Origin of the sequence: Streptomyces sp. NBC_00096 (assembly GCF_045041305.1) — a bacterium.
In the GTDB taxonomy this organism is placed as follows: Bacteria; Actinomycetota; Actinomycetes; order Streptomycetales; family Streptomycetaceae; genus Streptomyces.
The window spans coordinates 5,593,376-5,607,326 of sequence record NZ_CP108221.1 but is presented as its reverse complement, the minus strand read 5'-3'; the positions used below and the strand labels follow the sequence as shown (position 1 = coordinate 5,607,326).

Genomic DNA, 13,951 nt, shown 5'->3' with positions numbered 1-13,951 from the left:
CCGGTACGGAGGAACGTCCGGGCGCGACGCTGACGCCCCGTGCTTTTCACCGCGGCGGGCCGGGCCGACGACCACGGCGGGCCCCGGTCCTCGACCGGGGCCCGCCGTGGGTGCGGAAGGTGTGCGTACCGTCCGGGGTCAGCCGCCGGTGGCCGGGCGGGCCGCCGTGCCGCGCACCGGGGCGCGTTCGGCGTGGACCGGGCGGCGGCTGCCGGCCGGCGTGGCGGGGGTCCGCTCGGACCGGATCAGGTGCGGGCGGGTGGAGACGTGCGCGGCGGGCCGGGCCGCCGGGTGGTGCCCGGCGGCCGGAGCGGCGGCGGAAGCCGCGACCCCGACCGGCACCGGGGCGGCGGGCTCCGCCGCTGCCGGGAGCGCCGCCTGCCGCACGGGCAGGAGGGGTTCGGTGGCCGCGGGCTCCAAGGGGGCGGGCGGGAGCCGCCACTTGCCGCCCGCGGAGAGCAGCGGGACGAGTACGCCGGTGAGGGGCTCGGGCACCTGCCCGGCCTCCACGCGGCTGCGCAGCCGTTCCCGTACGCCGAAGACGTAGGCCTCGACCCAGGCGGTGAGCGGCTCGCACCACGGCAGCGCCAGCAGTACGAGCAGACCCGCGGACCAGCCGAGCAGGACGTCGCTGACCCAGTGGGTGCCGAGGTACACGGTGGTGGCGCCGACGCTCAGGGAGACCACGGCCGACACCAGGGAGAGCACCCGGCGGGTGACCACGGTGGAGGCCAGGTAGGCCAGGATTCCCCAGGTCACCACGGCGTTGGCGGTGTGGCCGGAAGGAAATATATCGCCGCCCGCGAAGAGCTCGGCGGAGCCGATCTGCGTCGCGTAGTGCGGGCCGAGCCGGCCGAGGCCGAGCTTGACGGCGCCGACGGTGATGTTGAGCAGGAGCAGTGCCACGCCGAGGGTGATCAGCGGGCGCAGGGTGTGCTGCCGCCAGGAGCGCCAGCCGAGCCAGGCGGCGACCATGACCGCGGTGGGCCCGCGCTGGCCCAGGACGACGAGGTAGTCGAGGAAGGCGTGCAGCTGCGGCCACTGCTCGTAGGGCCGGAAGAACATGATCTGCCAGTCCAGGCGGACGAGCCAGGAGGTGGTCAGGACCGCGACCACGATCGCGAGGTAGAAGGCGAGGGTCGCTCCGAGGAGCACGACGCGGTGCCGACTCATCCGCGGTGTTTGCAGATGAGCCGGTCGCTCTGGTTCCCGGTCCAGCCGGGCGAACACCCGCTCCAGTCTGGGCAGGATTTGGTCGGTACGCACTCAATCGACGTTACCGCGCGTTGATGGGCGGCCCGGTCGAATCTCTGGCTTTGTGATGACCATGTGATGTGGAGTTGGTCTCACGCGGGACTTAATTCCCGGTATTCGGACTTTGGTTGGAGCCGCGCCGGTCGCTTCACCCGGCCATTTCTTCACATACTTAGGCGGCGTTTATCACTTCAGGTCAATTGTTTTGCTCAAAGATGGAACGGAATGATCCATTCCGTGATCCGGTGCCTACGGAGGTCCCGAGCCGTTCAGCCAGAAGGCCCCGTACACCGCCGAGGCGACGGCCCCCGCGCCCAGTACCGCGGCCGCCCGGCCCGTCCGCCACCCGGCCAGCGCCACCGCCGGCGGGAACACCAGCGGGAAGGCGGGCAGCAGCAGCCGGGGCTTGGAGCCGAAGTACCCGGACGCGCACAGGGCCAGCGCCACCACGATCCCGGCGTACACCAGCAGCGCGGCCGGCTGGCGCCGCCGTACGCAGAGCACGTACAGCCACACCACCAGCGCGACCCCCGCGATCAGCCCGATCCCGGCGGGGAAGGCCGGGGAGGCGAGCCGCGCCCCGATGAACCGGGCGAAGGCCCAGCCGCCGTCGAAACCGTTGCCCCAGCCGCCCTGGACGTCCAGGTACCCGGTCAGGCCGCCGCCGGTGCGCGCGCCCACCCACAGCACGTACGCCGCCGCCCCGAGCGGGGCCAGCAGCGCACCCGCCACCGGTCGCCAGGAGCGCACCCCGCCGCGCCGGGCCAGGGCGGCGGCCACCCACACCGCCGCGACCACCGCGGCCCCGACCGGGCGGGTCAGCCCGGCACCGGCCGCGAGCAGGCCGGCGGTGAGCCAGTGCCCGCGCAGGACCCCGTAGAGGCCCCAGGCGGCCAGCGCGGTGAACAGCGACTCGCTGTACGCCATCGACTCCACGATGCCGACGGGCAGCGCGGCCCAGATCCCGACGGCGAACACGCCGGCCCGGCGGCCGTGGACGAGCCCGGCGACCGCGAAGATCCCCCAGGCCGCGGCGAGCCCGGCCAGCGCCGACACCACCAGGCCCGCGGATCCGTGGCCGAGCCCGGTGACGGCGGAGACCAGCCGCTCCAGCCAGGGAAGCAGCGGGAAGAAGGCCAGGTTGGAGTGGACGCCGCCGTTCGGCAGCACCACCTCGTACCCGTACCCCTCGGCGGCGATCCGCGCGTACCAGAGCGAGTCCCAGCGCGCCGAGAGCAGGGTGTGCGCACTGCTGCCGGCCACCGCCCCCCACACCGCGAGCACGGCCAGCCCGAACAGGCGCACCGCCGCGAACACGGCCAGGGCGGGCGCGGCCCGACGAAATCCAAGATCCTTCACGGGCATGATTATCGAGGCCGGGAGTGGTCGCCCGGGCGAGGCCGGGGGCGAGGTGGAACGAGTGGCGGAACGAGTGGTGGAACGAGTGGCGCACACCACATGGCGGCCGGTGCCGGGATGAGAGCTTGACCACGTGTCGGAGAGCCGAACTCGCGTACGCTGACCCTTCACTCGCGTGTCGACGCCGGACCCCGTAGGACGCCACCCTCACCCCCGGTGGCTCCGAGAAACGCTGGTCCGCCGAGTGCGAGGGATCACCTGGGAGGTACATGCATGTCGACGAACGTGGCCGGCGACAGGATTCCTTCCCCCTGGCAGCGACTGCGGCGACTCGGCGCGGCCTCCGGCGGGGCCAACCGCTGGGCCGTCCTGGCGGTCCTCTGCGTGAGCCTGGTGCTCGTCGCTCTCGACGCGACGATCCTGCACGTCGCCGTCCCCTCCGTCACCGAAGACCTGCGGCCCGGCTCGATGGAGCTGCTGTGGATCGTCGACGCCTACCCCCTGGTGTGCGCCGCGCTCCTCATCCTCTTCGGGACCCTCGGTGACCGCGTCGGCCGCCGCCGCGTCCTGCTCCTCGGCTACGGACTCTTCGGCGCGGCCTCGGCCGTCGCCGCGCTCGCCGACAACGCCCAGGTCCTCATCGCCGCCCGCGCCCTGCTGGGCGTCGGCGGCGCGATGATCATGCCGGCCACCCTGTCGATCCTGCGCCAGGTCTTCCCCGACCGGCGCGAGCGGGCCCTCGCCATCGGGATCTGGACCGCGGTCGCCGCCATCGGCGCGGCCGGCGGACCGGTCCTCGGCGGCTTCCTGGTCCAGCACTTCTGGTGGGGCTCGGTCTTCCTCATCAACATCCCGCTCATGATCATGCTCCTGCCGCTGGGGCGGTGGCTGCTGCCCGAGTCCCGGGGATCCTCCGACGGGCCGTGGGACGTGCTCGGCGCCCTCATGGCCGCCGCCGGCGTGCTCGGCGCGGTGCTCGGGGTCAAGCGGATCGGCGCGGAGCGCCAGCTCGCCGACCCCCAGGCGCTGCTCCCGCTGCTGGTCGGGCTCGGGCTGCTGGTGCTCTTCGTACGGCGGCAGAAGCGGCGCGAGCACCCGCTGATCGACATGCGGATGTTCTCGCGGGCCGCCTTCACCACCTCGGTGGGCTGCATCGTGCTGGCCATGCTGGCGCTCGTCGGGCTGGAACTGATCGCCGTCCAGTACCTCCAGCTGGTGCTGCACCTGAGCCCCCTGGAGACCGGGCTGCGCCTGCTGCCGCTCACCTTCGCCGCGATGGCGGCGGGCGCGACCGGCTCGTACACGCTGGCCCGGACCGGGCCGCGCAGGATGGTCTCGCTGGGCTTCGTGCTCACGGCCTTCGCGGTGCTGCTGCTGACGTTCATGGGGCAGCACGACCGGCCGGTGCTGCTGACGGTGGGCTTCATCCTGCTCGGCTTCGGGCTCCAGACCACGCTTTTCGCGGCCTACGAGTCCATGCTGAGCGAGGCTCCGGCGGCGACGGCCGGCGGCGCCGCCTCGATCGGCGAGACCTCGTACCAGCTGGGCGCGGGCATGGGCATCGCCCTGCTGGGCAGCGTGATGAACGCGGCCTACGCGCCGGGTCTGGCAGCGGTCCCGGGGGTGTCCCCGGCCGACTCGGCCGGCGCCGCGCACTCACTGGGCGAGGCCTACCAGATCGCGGCTCGGCTCGGGGGGCCGGCGGGCGAGTCCCTGCACTCGGCCGCCCGGCACGCCTTCGTGCACGGACTGCACGTGACCCTGGTGGTGAGCGCGGCCCTGCTCCTGGCGGGCGCGGTGATGGCGCTGAAGCTGCCGCGCGCGATGGAGTTCGCGGAGTCCGACGCGGCCCGCGACACCGGGCCCGTACGCGTCCCCGCGCAACAGGGCCCCGAGGCCACCCCGTCCCCGACCGCCCCCCACATCCCGACCCAACCCTCCCCGAACCCCGACCCAGCCCTGGGCCACCGCGCCTGACCCCTTCGGGACCGGGTCCGGGCGGAGCAAATCCAGCCCGTCCGGCGTTTGAGGACCGGGTCCGGGCGGAGCCCGGGGAACGGGCGAAGGGCGGGTAGGGGACTTCGCCCCGCGCAGCGGCGCATCACCCGCACCCGCCCGCGCCCCGACCACCCCCCGGCCCGACGGCTACGCCCTCCCGGGCACGGACGCCACCGAACTCACGGCGGACACCGCCCCGGCGGCGGGCCCCGCACCAGCGGACGGCCCCGCCCCGGCGAACGGCACCGGACCGGCCGACGGCACGGCACCAGCGGACGGCACCGCAGGAGCCGAAGGAGCAACCGGCATCGCCGGCGGCAGCATCAACAGCGTCCCGATCCGCAACGCCTCCGGCCGCACCCCGATCACCACCCGGTTCGCCTCGTACAGCGCCTGCCAGCCACCCCTCACCCGGTGCCTGCGCGCGATCGCCACCAGCGTGTCCCCGCCGCGCACCACGTGCATCCGCCCCGCCAGCCCGTACCGCTTCGCGCACACGGGCCAGGCCTCCCATCCCTGGCTCCCCAGGACGTCCTCCCCCACCCTGATCTGCTGGTCCCGCGTCGCCAGGTCCGCCCTGCGCGCGAAGAGCAGCCCCCCGTGCTCCTCCCACGTCGGCTGCCAGAACTGCAGTCCGCCGTAGAAGCCGTTCCCCGTGTTCACCGCCCAGCGGCCCCCGCTCTCGCAGTCGGCCACGCAGTCCCACGGCCACTGCCCGCCGGGACCGCAGTCCACCGCCCGGCCGGACGCCCCCGGCGCGGGCGGGGGCGGCGCCGCGAACGCCACCGCCGACACCGATGCCGACGCCAGCGCGAGCAGCAGTGCCGCCGCGCCCACTGCACCCGGAACCCCGAAGTTGCGCATCGCGTCACGCTACGCAGCCCCGTACCGCCCCCCGGGTAAGCCACACCGCGCCCCTCGCGCCCCCACCCGCTCGGCCCACCGCCGAAACGGCCAGCACCGGCCATCAACTGCGCACAACCAAAAAAGAGTTGGCACGAAAACAACGGCCCGGTCGGACCGTTCACTCCTTCGGGGGTCTGGTTCGATTCCGTTCCCTCAAACGGCGTGACCCCGGCCGCCGCTCCCCCGTTGATCCCGGCGAGCCGGAACCCCCCGGCCCCGCACGCCTAGTCCGAGGAGCCACCCCGTGCCGCGCATGCTCGAAGTCAGTGATGAGGTACGTGCCGAGATCGGCGACGAGGAGGCCCAGCGGCTGCTGGCCGGTGACGGGTCCCCCGGCAGTTACGACTGCACTTCCTGCCGCACCCCGGGCGACTCCGAGCGCGAGCAGACCAGCACCGTCCTGTTCGTCGGCGACGAGACCGCGGTGCTCGCCTTCGCCCACGCCGGCTGCATCCCCTCGCAGGTCGTCTCCGTACCGGAGGCCGACCTCCAGGGCGCCGTCCGCTCCATCACCGGGGACAGCCCCGCCCCGGGCGCCCCCGGCGAGGACGTACCGCAGTCGGTGCCCGGCGGCCAGGCCGTACTCGGCATCACCAGCGGCCTGATCCTGATCAACGGCGAGCTGCACCCCGCCCTGGTCGTGGAGCCGACCGCGCCCATCGCCCGCCCCGGCACCACCGGTCCCGGCGACGACTTCCTCCCGCTCCTCATCGAGCAGGGCTTCATCCCCGTCACGGACACCGAGGAGATCCCGACCGCGCTGAGCGGCTGGTCGATCCTGCTCGCCGCCGGTCAGCTGCACTCCGTGCTCCAGCCCGGCCAGGTCGCCTGGTGGCAGGCGCACAAGCCGCTGTCGGTCACCGACGGCTGGCGGGCCGCCGTCAACAAGACCCAGCGCGTCCTGGTCTACGCCGCCCCGGTGGACTCCATCGGCCAGCAGCCCCGCGAGGACCTGCTCCGCGACGCCCTGGACAAGGCCGCCCGCAACGGGAAGCTGGTCGCCGCCTCGATGCCGCTGGCGGGCACCCCGGGCGCCTGACCCTCCCGGGCGCCCGCCGCCCCCGGGATCCCGTGGCCCCGGCCGCCCGGAATCCCCGTCAGTCTTCCGTCCCCGGAACGGCCGTCCGCCCCCCGCCCGGGGGGGGCCGGGCGGCGTGCGCCGGGGGTGCGCGGTCCGTCCCGCGCACCCCCGGCGATCTGCGTTTTCCGCCCCTGCACCCCGCATCCGAGGGGCGCCCGTTTCGTTGGCTGATACGTGCATTCCTACGATGTCTCCCGCGCCCCGTCCTATCCGAGCAGCGTCCCCCAGATGCGCCCCGTACGGGAACTGGAGAGCGCTCCGGCCGCCTCGCACACGCCCATCTACGACACGCTGTACTCGGAGTACCTGCGCGCCTTCCGGGCCCTCCCGGGCGACCGCACGGGCGAGGAGGACCTCGGCTTCACGGCGTTCTCCTACGGAGGCGCGTACGGACACGGCAGCGGCGCGTACGGCAGCGGCGGCGCGTACGGCACGGGCTCCGGGGGCTCCTCCTACGGGAGCGGCTGGAACGGTTCCTCATGGCAGCAGGCGGACGCCTGGCAGCCCTCCTACACCCCGCAGCCGCAGTACTCGTACGCGGGCGCCGCACCGGGCGCCGGATCCGGATACGCGAACGGGCGGCAGACCCAGACCGGGATGCAGCACATCCCGGCGGCCCTGCCGCCCGCTCCGCGCCGGGGGTACTAGCCCCGGCCCCGCTACATCTTTCGCTTGTGCTGCGCTCCGCGCTTCTCGCGCACGCGGACCGAGATGTGGATCGGGGTCCCCTCGAAGCCGAACTCCTCGCGCAGGCGGCGCTCGATGAAGCGGCGGTAGCCGTGCTCCAGGAAGCCCGAGGCGAAGAGGACGAACCGCGGCGGCTTGCTGCCCGCCTGCGTACCGAACAGGATGCGCGGCTGCTTGCCGCCACGGATCGGGTGCGGGTGGGCGGCGACGACCTCGCCGAGGAAGGCGTTCAGACGGCCGGTCGGGATGCGCGTCTCCCAGCCGGCGAGAGCGGTCTCGATGGCCGGGACCAGCTTCTCCATGTGACGGCCGGTGAGCGCCGAGACGTTCACCCGGGGCGCCCAGGCGACCTGCTGCATCTCGGTCTCGATCTCGCGCTCGAGGTAGTAGCGGCGCTCCTCGTCGAGCCCGTCCCACTTGTTGTACGCGATCACGATCGCGCGGCCCGCCTCGACGGCCATGGTGATGATGCGCTGGTCCTGGACGGAGATGTTCTCGGTCGTGTCGATCAGGATGACCGCGACCTCCGCCTTCTCCACGGCGGCGGCCGTACGCAGCGAGGCGTAGTAGTCGGCGCCCTGCTGGAGGTGGACCTTCTTGCGGATGCCCGCGGTGTCGATGAACTTCCAGGTGACCCCGCCCAGCTGGATCAGCTCGTCGACCGGGTCGCGGGTGGTGCCGGCCATCTCGTTGACGACGACCCGGTCCTCCTTGGCGACCTTGTTCAGGAGGGAGGACTTGCCGACGTTCGGGCGGCCGATGAGCGCGATCCGGCGGGGACCGCCGACGGCGGTGCCGAAGGTCTGCTCGGGCGCCTCGGGCAGGGCTTCGAGGACGGCGTCGAGCATGTCGCCGGTACCGCGGCCGTGCAGCGAGGAGACCGGGTGCGGGTAGCCGAGGCCCAGGGACCACAGGGCGGCCGCGTCGGACTCGCCGCTCTGGCCGTCGACCTTGTTGGCGCACAGCACCACGGGCTTGCCGGCCTTGCGCAGCAGGCGGACGACGGCCTCGTCGGTGTCGGTGGCGCCGACCTTGGCGTCCACCACGAAGACGACGGCGTCGCAGGCCTCGATGGCGTATTCGGCCTGGGCGGCGACGGAGGCGTCGATGCCGAGGACGTCCTGCTCCCAGCCGCCGGTGTCGACGACCTTGAAGCGGCGGCCGGCCCACTCGGCCTCGTAGGTGACGCGGTCGCGGGTGACGCCGGGCTTGTCCTCGACGACCGCCTCGCGGCGGCCGATGATCCGGTTCACCAGGGTCGACTTGCCGACGTTCGGGCGGCCGACGACGGCGAGGACGGGCAGCGGGCCGTGACCGGCCTCCTGCAGAGCGCCTTCGACGTCCTCGATGTCGAAGCCCTCTTCCGCGGCGAGCTCCATGAACTCCGCGTACTCGGCATCGCCAAGTGCTCCGTGGTCTTGCTGGTCGTTCATGAAGTCCGTTCCTCGTCGTTCGTGGTGATCGGTGGGGCCCGCGCAGCGCGGTTCCACTACTAGGTCAAGTCTCGCTCAGCGCCCGGTGAGGCGCTTGGCGTCGGCCAGGTGGGCGGTCAGCCGCTCCTGGATGCGTACGGTGGCCTGGTCCAGCGCGGTACGGGTACGGCGGCCACTGCCGTCCCCGGCGTCGAAGGCATCGCCGAAGACGATGTCGACCCTGCTCTTCAGCCGCGGCAGCGCCTTGACGACGCGACCGGAGCGCTCGGTGCTGCCCAGTACGGCGACCGGCACCACCGGGGCGCCGGAGCGGACCGCGAAGTACGCGAGGCCCGCGCGCAGCGAGGCGAAGTCGCCCTCGCCCCGGGTGCCCTCGGGGAAGATCCCCAGGGCCCCGCCGTTCTCCAGTACGCCCAGCGCGCGGCTTATGGCTCCGCGGTCGGCGCCGGAGCGGTCCACCTTCACCTGCCCGATCCCTTCGAGGAAGGGGCCGAGCGGACCGACGTACGCCTCCTTCTTGATCAGGAAGTGCAGCGGCCTGGGGGCGGTGCCCATGACCATGGGTCCGTCGATGTTGTGCGAATGGTTCACGGCCAGGATCACGGGGCCGGTGGCGGGGACCTTCCAGGCCCCCAGCACGCGCGGCTTCCAGAGGCCGTACATGAGCCCGATGCCGATCCGCCGGCCGATCGCCGCACCCTTGAGGGAGGGCGTATCGCTCACGAGCGCCCCGCCCGCTTCTCCGTGCCCCCGGTCGCGCTGCGCCGCTCTGCCACCAGGGTCACCACGCACTCGATCACCTGGTCGAGCGTGAGCTCGGTGGTGTCCACCTCGACCGCGTCGTCGGCCTTGGCCAGCGGGGAGGTGTGGCGGCCGGAGTCGGCGGCGTCGCGCTTGATCAGCGCCTCCTTGGTGGCCGCGAGGTCCGCGGCCTCCTTGCCGCGCAGCTCGCCGCTGCGGCGGGCGGCGCGGGCCTCCGGGGAGGCGGTGAGGAAGACCTTGAGGTCGGCGTCGGGCAGGACGGTGGTGCCGATGTCCCGGCCCTCGACGACGATCCCGTCGGCCTCCTCGGCCGCCTCGGCGGTGATGGACCGCTGGAGCTCCGTGATCAGGGTGCGCACCTCGGGGACCGCGCTCACGGCGCTGACCTTGGAGGTGACCTCCTTGCTCCGGATCGGGCCGGAGGCGTCCTGCCCGTCGACGGTGATGGTGGGCGCGGACGGATCGGTGCCGGAGACGATGGAGGGCTTGCCCGCCGCGAGGGCGATCGCCTGCGGGTCGTCCGTGTCGATGCCGTTGGTGATCATCCACCAGGTGATGGCCCGGTACTGGGCGCCGGTGTCCAGGTAGCGCAGCCCGAGCTTGGCGGCCACGGCCTTGGAAGTGCTGGACTTGCCCGTGCCGGAGGGACCATCGATGGCGACGATCACGGCGGTCGGAGCTGCGGTTTCCACGGTGCGGGCACCTTCCTGGTTGCGCGTACGTGTCCGGGCGCGCCAATAGCGCCCCTCCTCCAGGTTACCGGGCTTTTCGCCGCCGCCCGCCGGAGCCGGACAACCCTAGGGCTGGCGCAGTGCCCAGCCGCGTTCGCGCAGCTCGGCCTGGAGGCCGGGGACCGCCCGGGGTTCGACCATCAGCTGGACCAGGCCGGCCTGCTGTCCCGTCGCGTGCTCGATCCGTACGTCCTCGATGTTGACCCCGGCCCGCCCGGCGTCGGCGAAGATCCGCGCGAGTTCGCCCGGCTGGTCGGAGATGAGCACGGCCACGGTCTCGTAGACGGCCGGGGCGGCACCGTGCTTGCCCGGCACCCGGACCCGGCCCGCGTTGCCGCGGCGCAGCACGTCCTCGATGCCGGCCGCTCCGCCGCGGCGCTTGTCCTCGTCGGCGGACTGCAGGCCCCGCAGGGCTTCCACCGTCTCCTCCAGGTCGGCGGCGATCCCGGCCAGCACGTCCGCCACCGGTCCCGGGTTGGCCGAGAGGATCTCCACCCACATCCGGGGGTCGGAGGCGGCGATCCGGGTCACGTCCCGGATGCCCTGCCCGCAGAGCCGTACGGCGGTCTCGTCGGCCTCCTCCAGCCGGGCCGCCACCATGCTGGAGACCAGCTGCGGGGTGTGCGAGACCAGCGCGACGGCCCGGTCGTGGGCGTCGGCGTCCATGACCACCGGGACGGCCCGGCAGAGCGCGACCAGCTCCAGCGCCAGGTTCAGCACCTCGTGGTCGGTCTCCCGGGTCGGGGTCAGCACCCACGGGCGGCCCTCGAAGAGGTCCGCCGAGGCCGCGAGCGGCCCGGACTGTTCCTTGCCCGCCATCGGGTGGGTGCCGATGTACGCCCTGGTGTCCACGCCGAGCGCGTCCAGCTCGCGGCGCGGGCCACCCTTGACGCTGGCGACGTCCACGTAGGCGCGTGCCAGGTCCCGGCGGATCGCGTCGGCGAGGGTGGCGGCCACGTGGGCCGGCGGTACGGCGATGACGGCGAGGTCGGCCCGGCCCTCGTAGGGCTCCTCGGTGCCGGCGCCGAGCGCGGCGGCCGTACGGGCCTGCCCGGGATCGCGGTCGGCCAGGTGGACGGCGATGCCGCGGGCGGCGAGGGCGAGCGCCGCGGAGGTGCCGATCAGTCCGGTTCCGATGACGACGGCGGTTCTCACGGGGCTCTCCAGGTGTAACAGGGGGCTTGCGACGGCGGTGCCTGCCTCAGAGTAGCCAGGGCGGACGGCCGAAGGGCCCGGCGGTCCGTCCGCTGGGACGGGCCGCCGGGCCCTCGGGGGTTGCCGTACCGCGGGAAGCGGGGGGGGGCGGTCCGCTCAGAGGTTCTGCTGCTTGATGATGTCCTCGATCGAGCCGGTCGGCACCGAGCCCTCGGGGGTCAGCTTGTCGACGGCCTGCGGCAGCGCCTGCGCGATCTGGTCGGCGGCGGCCTGCGGGGTGACGCCCGCCTGCTCGGCGACCTTGGCCAGGGTGTCGTCCGGGAGGGCCTTGGCGATCTCCGCGCCACTGACCGGCTGGTTCTCACCGGTGCCGACCCAGGACTGGGCCTGGTCGACCAGGCCCGACTTGGTCAGCATGTCCAGCAGCCCGCCGAGCGGGTTGTTCGCCGCCCCTCCGGCCGCCTGGGCGCCGCCCGCACCGCCGCCGCCCATGAGCGCGCCGAGGAGGGAGCCGAGGATGTTGCCGCCACCGCCGCTGCCGCCGCTGCCGCCCTGGCCGCCGCCTCCGAGGAGGCCGCCGAGAAGGGAGCCGAGGTCGTTGCCCGCCATGGTGATGCCTTTCGAAGAGGGACCGGGCGCACGGACATCGGCGTACCCGGCTTCGAGATACGGACAATGTCACCCAGACCGGGCACGCCTGCCACTTGGCGCAGAGCGGTGCGGCCGCTGCGGTAGAACGAACGGCATGATCTACCACCTCGTACCGCTCGCCGACTGGACCGCCGCTCCCGCGCGCCCGTACGCCCCGCCCTCCCTCGGTTCCGAGGGTTTCGTGCACTGTTCCGCGGACCGGGAGACTGCGCTGGCGATCGCCGCCTCGCACTACTCGGGCGTAGGGGGGACGCTGCTCGCCGTGGAACTCGACGAGTCCGCCCTGACCTCCGAGGTCCGCCGGGAGGGTGAATCGGGGGTCCGCTACCCGCACGTCCACGGACCGCTGAACCGGGAGGCCGTGATCCGCGTGTGGGAGGTCGTACGCGCTCCCCGCGCGCCGGCGGAACTCGTTCCCTGGCAACCGGAGGGCTGAGCAAAGGCGTGGCGGGGTGTTGCTGAGGCCCGTCACGCGCCAGGATGCGTCTCGCCATCCCGGCGATCACCCGAGGAGAAGTCATGAGCGACCCCATGCACGCCGCCCGGCGCACGGTTCTGGCGGCCGGCGCGAGCGTCCTGGCCGGCGGTGTGCTGACCGCCTGCGGCGGAACCGAAGAGAAGCCGAAGGCCGAGGGCGGCAGCGCGCCCACGGAGCAGGCCCCGAAGTCCCCGGAGGCGTCCGTGTCGCCGACCGGGCAGGCGAAGGCCATGCTGAAGTCCTCGCAGGTGGAGGTCGGCGGCGGCAAGATCCTCAAGGAGGAGAAACTGGTGATCACGCAGCCGACCGCGGGCTCCTTCCGCTGTTTCACGGCGGTGTGCACGCACCAGGGCTGCCTCGTTGACAAGGTCGCGGACGGCTCCATCGACTGCCCGTGCCACGGCAGCAAGTTCAGCGCGACGGACGGCTCGGTGACACACGGCCCGGCCACCCTGCCGCTGGCGGAGAAGGAGATCGTCGTCTCCCCGGCGGGCGAAATCTCGCTCGCCTAGCGGCGGCCCGCCCGCCTAGCATCCCCGGATGAACGACAAGCCGACGCCCGAGCCGCTCGAACTCACCCTGGTCAGGGACCACACGGTCTATGCGTGCGTGATGGGTTCGAGGGCGTTCGGCCTGGCGACGGAGGCGAGCGACACCGACCGGCGCGGTGTCTACCTCGCCCCCACGCCGCTGTTCTGGCGCTTCGAGAAGCCGCCGACGCACGTGGACGGGCCCCGGGACGAGGAGTTCTCCTGGGAGCTGGAGCGCTTCTGCGAACTCGCCCTGCGCGCCAACCCGAACATCCTGGAGTGCCTCCACTCCCCCCTCGTCGAAGAGCTCGCCCCGGTCGGGGAGGAACTCCTCTCGCTCCGCGGAGCGTTCCTCTCCCGCCGGGCCCACACCACCTTCAGCCGGTACGCCGTCTCCCAGCGCGGCAAACTCCTCGGAGACCTCCGCAACCACGGCGCTCCGCGCTGGAAGCACGCCATGCACCTGCTGCGGCTGCTCCTGTCCTGCCGTGACCTGCTGCGCACGGGCCGCCTGGTGATCGACGCGGGCCCCTACCGCGACCGCCTCCTGTCGGTCCGCCGCGGCGAGCTCACCTGGGAGGAGGCCGACGCCTGGATGACCCGCCTGACGGAGGAATGCGAAGCCGCCCTCTCCAGGACCCCCCTCCCCGAATCCCCGGACCTCGCCCGGGTGGAGGACTTCCTCCTGCGCACCCGCCGCACGTCGGCCTCCGGCCCGGCCTGACCCGCAGGACGGCGGGTACGCCGACGGGGTGGATCCGGCCCGAGCCGCTCGCACCGTACGTGCGGAAACCGGTCTCGTTCGCTCTGCATGGCGAAATCCCCTTTGCCAACCGACCCGTTGACCACCGGACGGGGCAATTCCGCCTACTGGCAGCACGGGAATATCCCGCCTGCGCCACAAACCTGCGACTCACCCCACCCCC

At 73.2% G+C, this 13,951-nt stretch carries 14 protein-coding genes; 6 read left to right on the top strand and 8 right to left on the bottom strand.

Annotated features, from left to right (window positions below; all coding sequences use genetic code 11):
- Window positions 1-138: 138 nt before the first annotated feature.
- Both OG904_RS24765 and OG904_RS24760 read right to left on the bottom strand, forming a co-directional pair.
- The gene (locus OG904_RS24765; RefSeq protein WP_405494499.1) at window positions 139-1,266 is read right to left on the bottom strand and encodes a phosphatase PAP2 family protein; all 1,128 of its coding nucleotides are present in this window, start codon (window positions 1,264-1,266) and stop codon (window positions 139-141) included.
- 237 nt (window positions 1,267-1,503) lie between these two features.
- Window positions 1,504-2,619 carry a hypothetical protein gene (locus OG904_RS24760; protein WP_405494497.1) on the bottom strand — a complete coding sequence of 372 codons (1,116 nt, stop codon included), beginning with the start codon at window positions 2,617-2,619 and terminating at the stop codon, window positions 1,504-1,506.
- A gap of 267 nt (window positions 2,620-2,886) precedes the next feature.
- Here OG904_RS24760 and OG904_RS24755 point away from each other — a divergent pair, with 267 nt between their 5' ends.
- Window positions 2,887-4,590 carry an MFS transporter gene (locus OG904_RS24755; RefSeq protein ID WP_405494495.1) on the top strand — a complete coding sequence of 568 codons (1,704 nt, stop codon included), beginning with the start codon at window positions 2,887-2,889 and terminating at the stop codon, window positions 4,588-4,590.
- Between the two features lie 168 nt (window positions 4,591-4,758).
- Here the strand turns inward: OG904_RS24755 and OG904_RS24750 are convergent, their stop codons facing one another.
- Window positions 4,759-5,475, bottom strand: a complete 717-nt coding sequence (locus OG904_RS24750; RefSeq protein WP_405494493.1) for a transglycosylase family protein — start codon at window positions 5,473-5,475, stop codon at window positions 4,759-4,761.
- 286 nt (window positions 5,476-5,761) lie between these two features.
- Here OG904_RS24750 and OG904_RS24745 point away from each other — a divergent pair, with 286 nt between their 5' ends.
- Together OG904_RS24745 and OG904_RS24740 are read left to right on the top strand one after the other, a co-directional pair.
- On the top strand, window positions 5,762-6,556 hold the full coding sequence (locus tag OG904_RS24745) for a hypothetical protein (RefSeq protein ID WP_405494491.1): 795 nt from the start codon (window positions 5,762-5,764) through the stop codon (window positions 6,554-6,556).
- 216 nt (window positions 6,557-6,772) lie between these two features.
- Window positions 6,773-7,246: a hypothetical protein gene (locus OG904_RS24740; protein WP_405494489.1), complete on the top strand. Its 474-nt coding sequence runs from the start codon at window positions 6,773-6,775 to the stop codon at window positions 7,244-7,246.
- Between the two features lie 11 nt (window positions 7,247-7,257).
- Here OG904_RS24740 and der read toward each other — a convergent pair whose 3' ends face one another.
- The 5 genes from der to OG904_RS24715 form a co-directional block, all read right to left on the bottom strand.
- Window positions 7,258-8,718: a ribosome biogenesis GTPase Der gene (der, locus tag OG904_RS24735; protein ID WP_405494487.1), complete on the bottom strand. Its 1,461-nt coding sequence runs from the start codon at window positions 8,716-8,718 to the stop codon at window positions 7,258-7,260.
- A 75-nt stretch (window positions 8,719-8,793) separates the two neighbouring features.
- Window positions 8,794-9,441: a lysophospholipid acyltransferase family protein gene (locus OG904_RS24730; RefSeq protein ID WP_405494485.1), complete on the bottom strand. Its 648-nt coding sequence runs from the start codon at window positions 9,439-9,441 to the stop codon at window positions 8,794-8,796.
- Window positions 9,438-10,172: a (d)CMP kinase gene (gene cmk, locus OG904_RS24725; protein ID WP_405494483.1), complete on the bottom strand. Its 735-nt coding sequence runs from the start codon at window positions 10,170-10,172 to the stop codon at window positions 9,438-9,440. The genes OG904_RS24730 and cmk overlap by 4 nt, the downstream gene beginning before the upstream one ends.
- Before the next feature lie 105 nt (window positions 10,173-10,277).
- Window positions 10,278-11,366 (bottom strand): prephenate dehydrogenase, encoded by a 1,089-nt coding sequence (locus tag OG904_RS24720; RefSeq protein ID WP_405494481.1) that lies wholly within the window; start codon window positions 11,364-11,366, stop codon window positions 10,278-10,280.
- 156 nt (window positions 11,367-11,522) lie between these two features.
- Window positions 11,523-11,975 carry a YidB family protein gene (locus OG904_RS24715; RefSeq protein ID WP_405494479.1) on the bottom strand — a complete coding sequence of 151 codons (453 nt, stop codon included), beginning with the start codon at window positions 11,973-11,975 and terminating at the stop codon, window positions 11,523-11,525.
- A gap of 136 nt (window positions 11,976-12,111) precedes the next feature.
- Here OG904_RS24715 and OG904_RS24710 point away from each other — a divergent pair, with 136 nt between their 5' ends.
- From OG904_RS24710 to OG904_RS24700, 3 genes are all read left to right on the top strand, one after another.
- A complete protein-coding gene (locus OG904_RS24710) occupies window positions 12,112-12,453 on the top strand; it encodes a DUF952 domain-containing protein (protein WP_405494477.1) in 342 nt (113 codons plus the stop codon).
- An 83-nt stretch (window positions 12,454-12,536) separates the two neighbouring features.
- Window positions 12,537-13,007: a Rieske (2Fe-2S) protein gene (locus tag OG904_RS24705; protein WP_405494475.1), complete on the top strand. Its 471-nt coding sequence runs from the start codon at window positions 12,537-12,539 to the stop codon at window positions 13,005-13,007.
- 28 nt (window positions 13,008-13,035) lie between these two features.
- Entirely contained in the window at window positions 13,036-13,749 is a 714-nt protein-coding gene (locus OG904_RS24700) for a DNA polymerase beta superfamily protein (protein ID WP_405494473.1), read from the top strand.
- Window positions 13,750-13,951: the final 202 nt, after the last annotated feature.

What these genes read in the sequence shown, in the direction of transcription:
- OG904_RS24750 (WP_405494493.1), bottom strand. Translation starts at nt 5,475, where the DNA reads ATGCGCAACTTCGGGGTTCCGGGTGCAGTGGGCGCGGCGGCACTGCTG.
- OG904_RS24755 (WP_405494495.1), top strand. Translation starts at nt 2,887, where the DNA reads ATGTCGACGAACGTGGCCGGCGACAGGATTCCTTCCCCCTGGCAGCGA.
- OG904_RS24760 (WP_405494497.1), bottom strand. Translation starts at nt 2,619, where the DNA reads ATGCCCGTGAAGGATCTTGGATTTCGTCGGGCCGCGCCCGCCCTGGCC.
- OG904_RS24700 (WP_405494473.1), top strand. Translation starts at nt 13,036, where the DNA reads ATGAACGACAAGCCGACGCCCGAGCCGCTCGAACTCACCCTGGTCAGG.
- OG904_RS24715 (WP_405494479.1), bottom strand. Translation starts at nt 11,975, where the DNA reads ATGGCGGGCAACGACCTCGGCTCCCTTCTCGGCGGCCTCCTCGGAGGC.
- OG904_RS24705 (WP_405494475.1), top strand. Translation starts at nt 12,537, where the DNA reads ATGAGCGACCCCATGCACGCCGCCCGGCGCACGGTTCTGGCGGCCGGC.
- OG904_RS24710 (WP_405494477.1), top strand. Translation starts at nt 12,112, where the DNA reads ATGATCTACCACCTCGTACCGCTCGCCGACTGGACCGCCGCTCCCGCG.
- der (WP_405494487.1), bottom strand. Translation starts at nt 8,718, where the DNA reads ATGAACGACCAGCAAGACCACGGAGCACTTGGCGATGCCGAGTACGCG.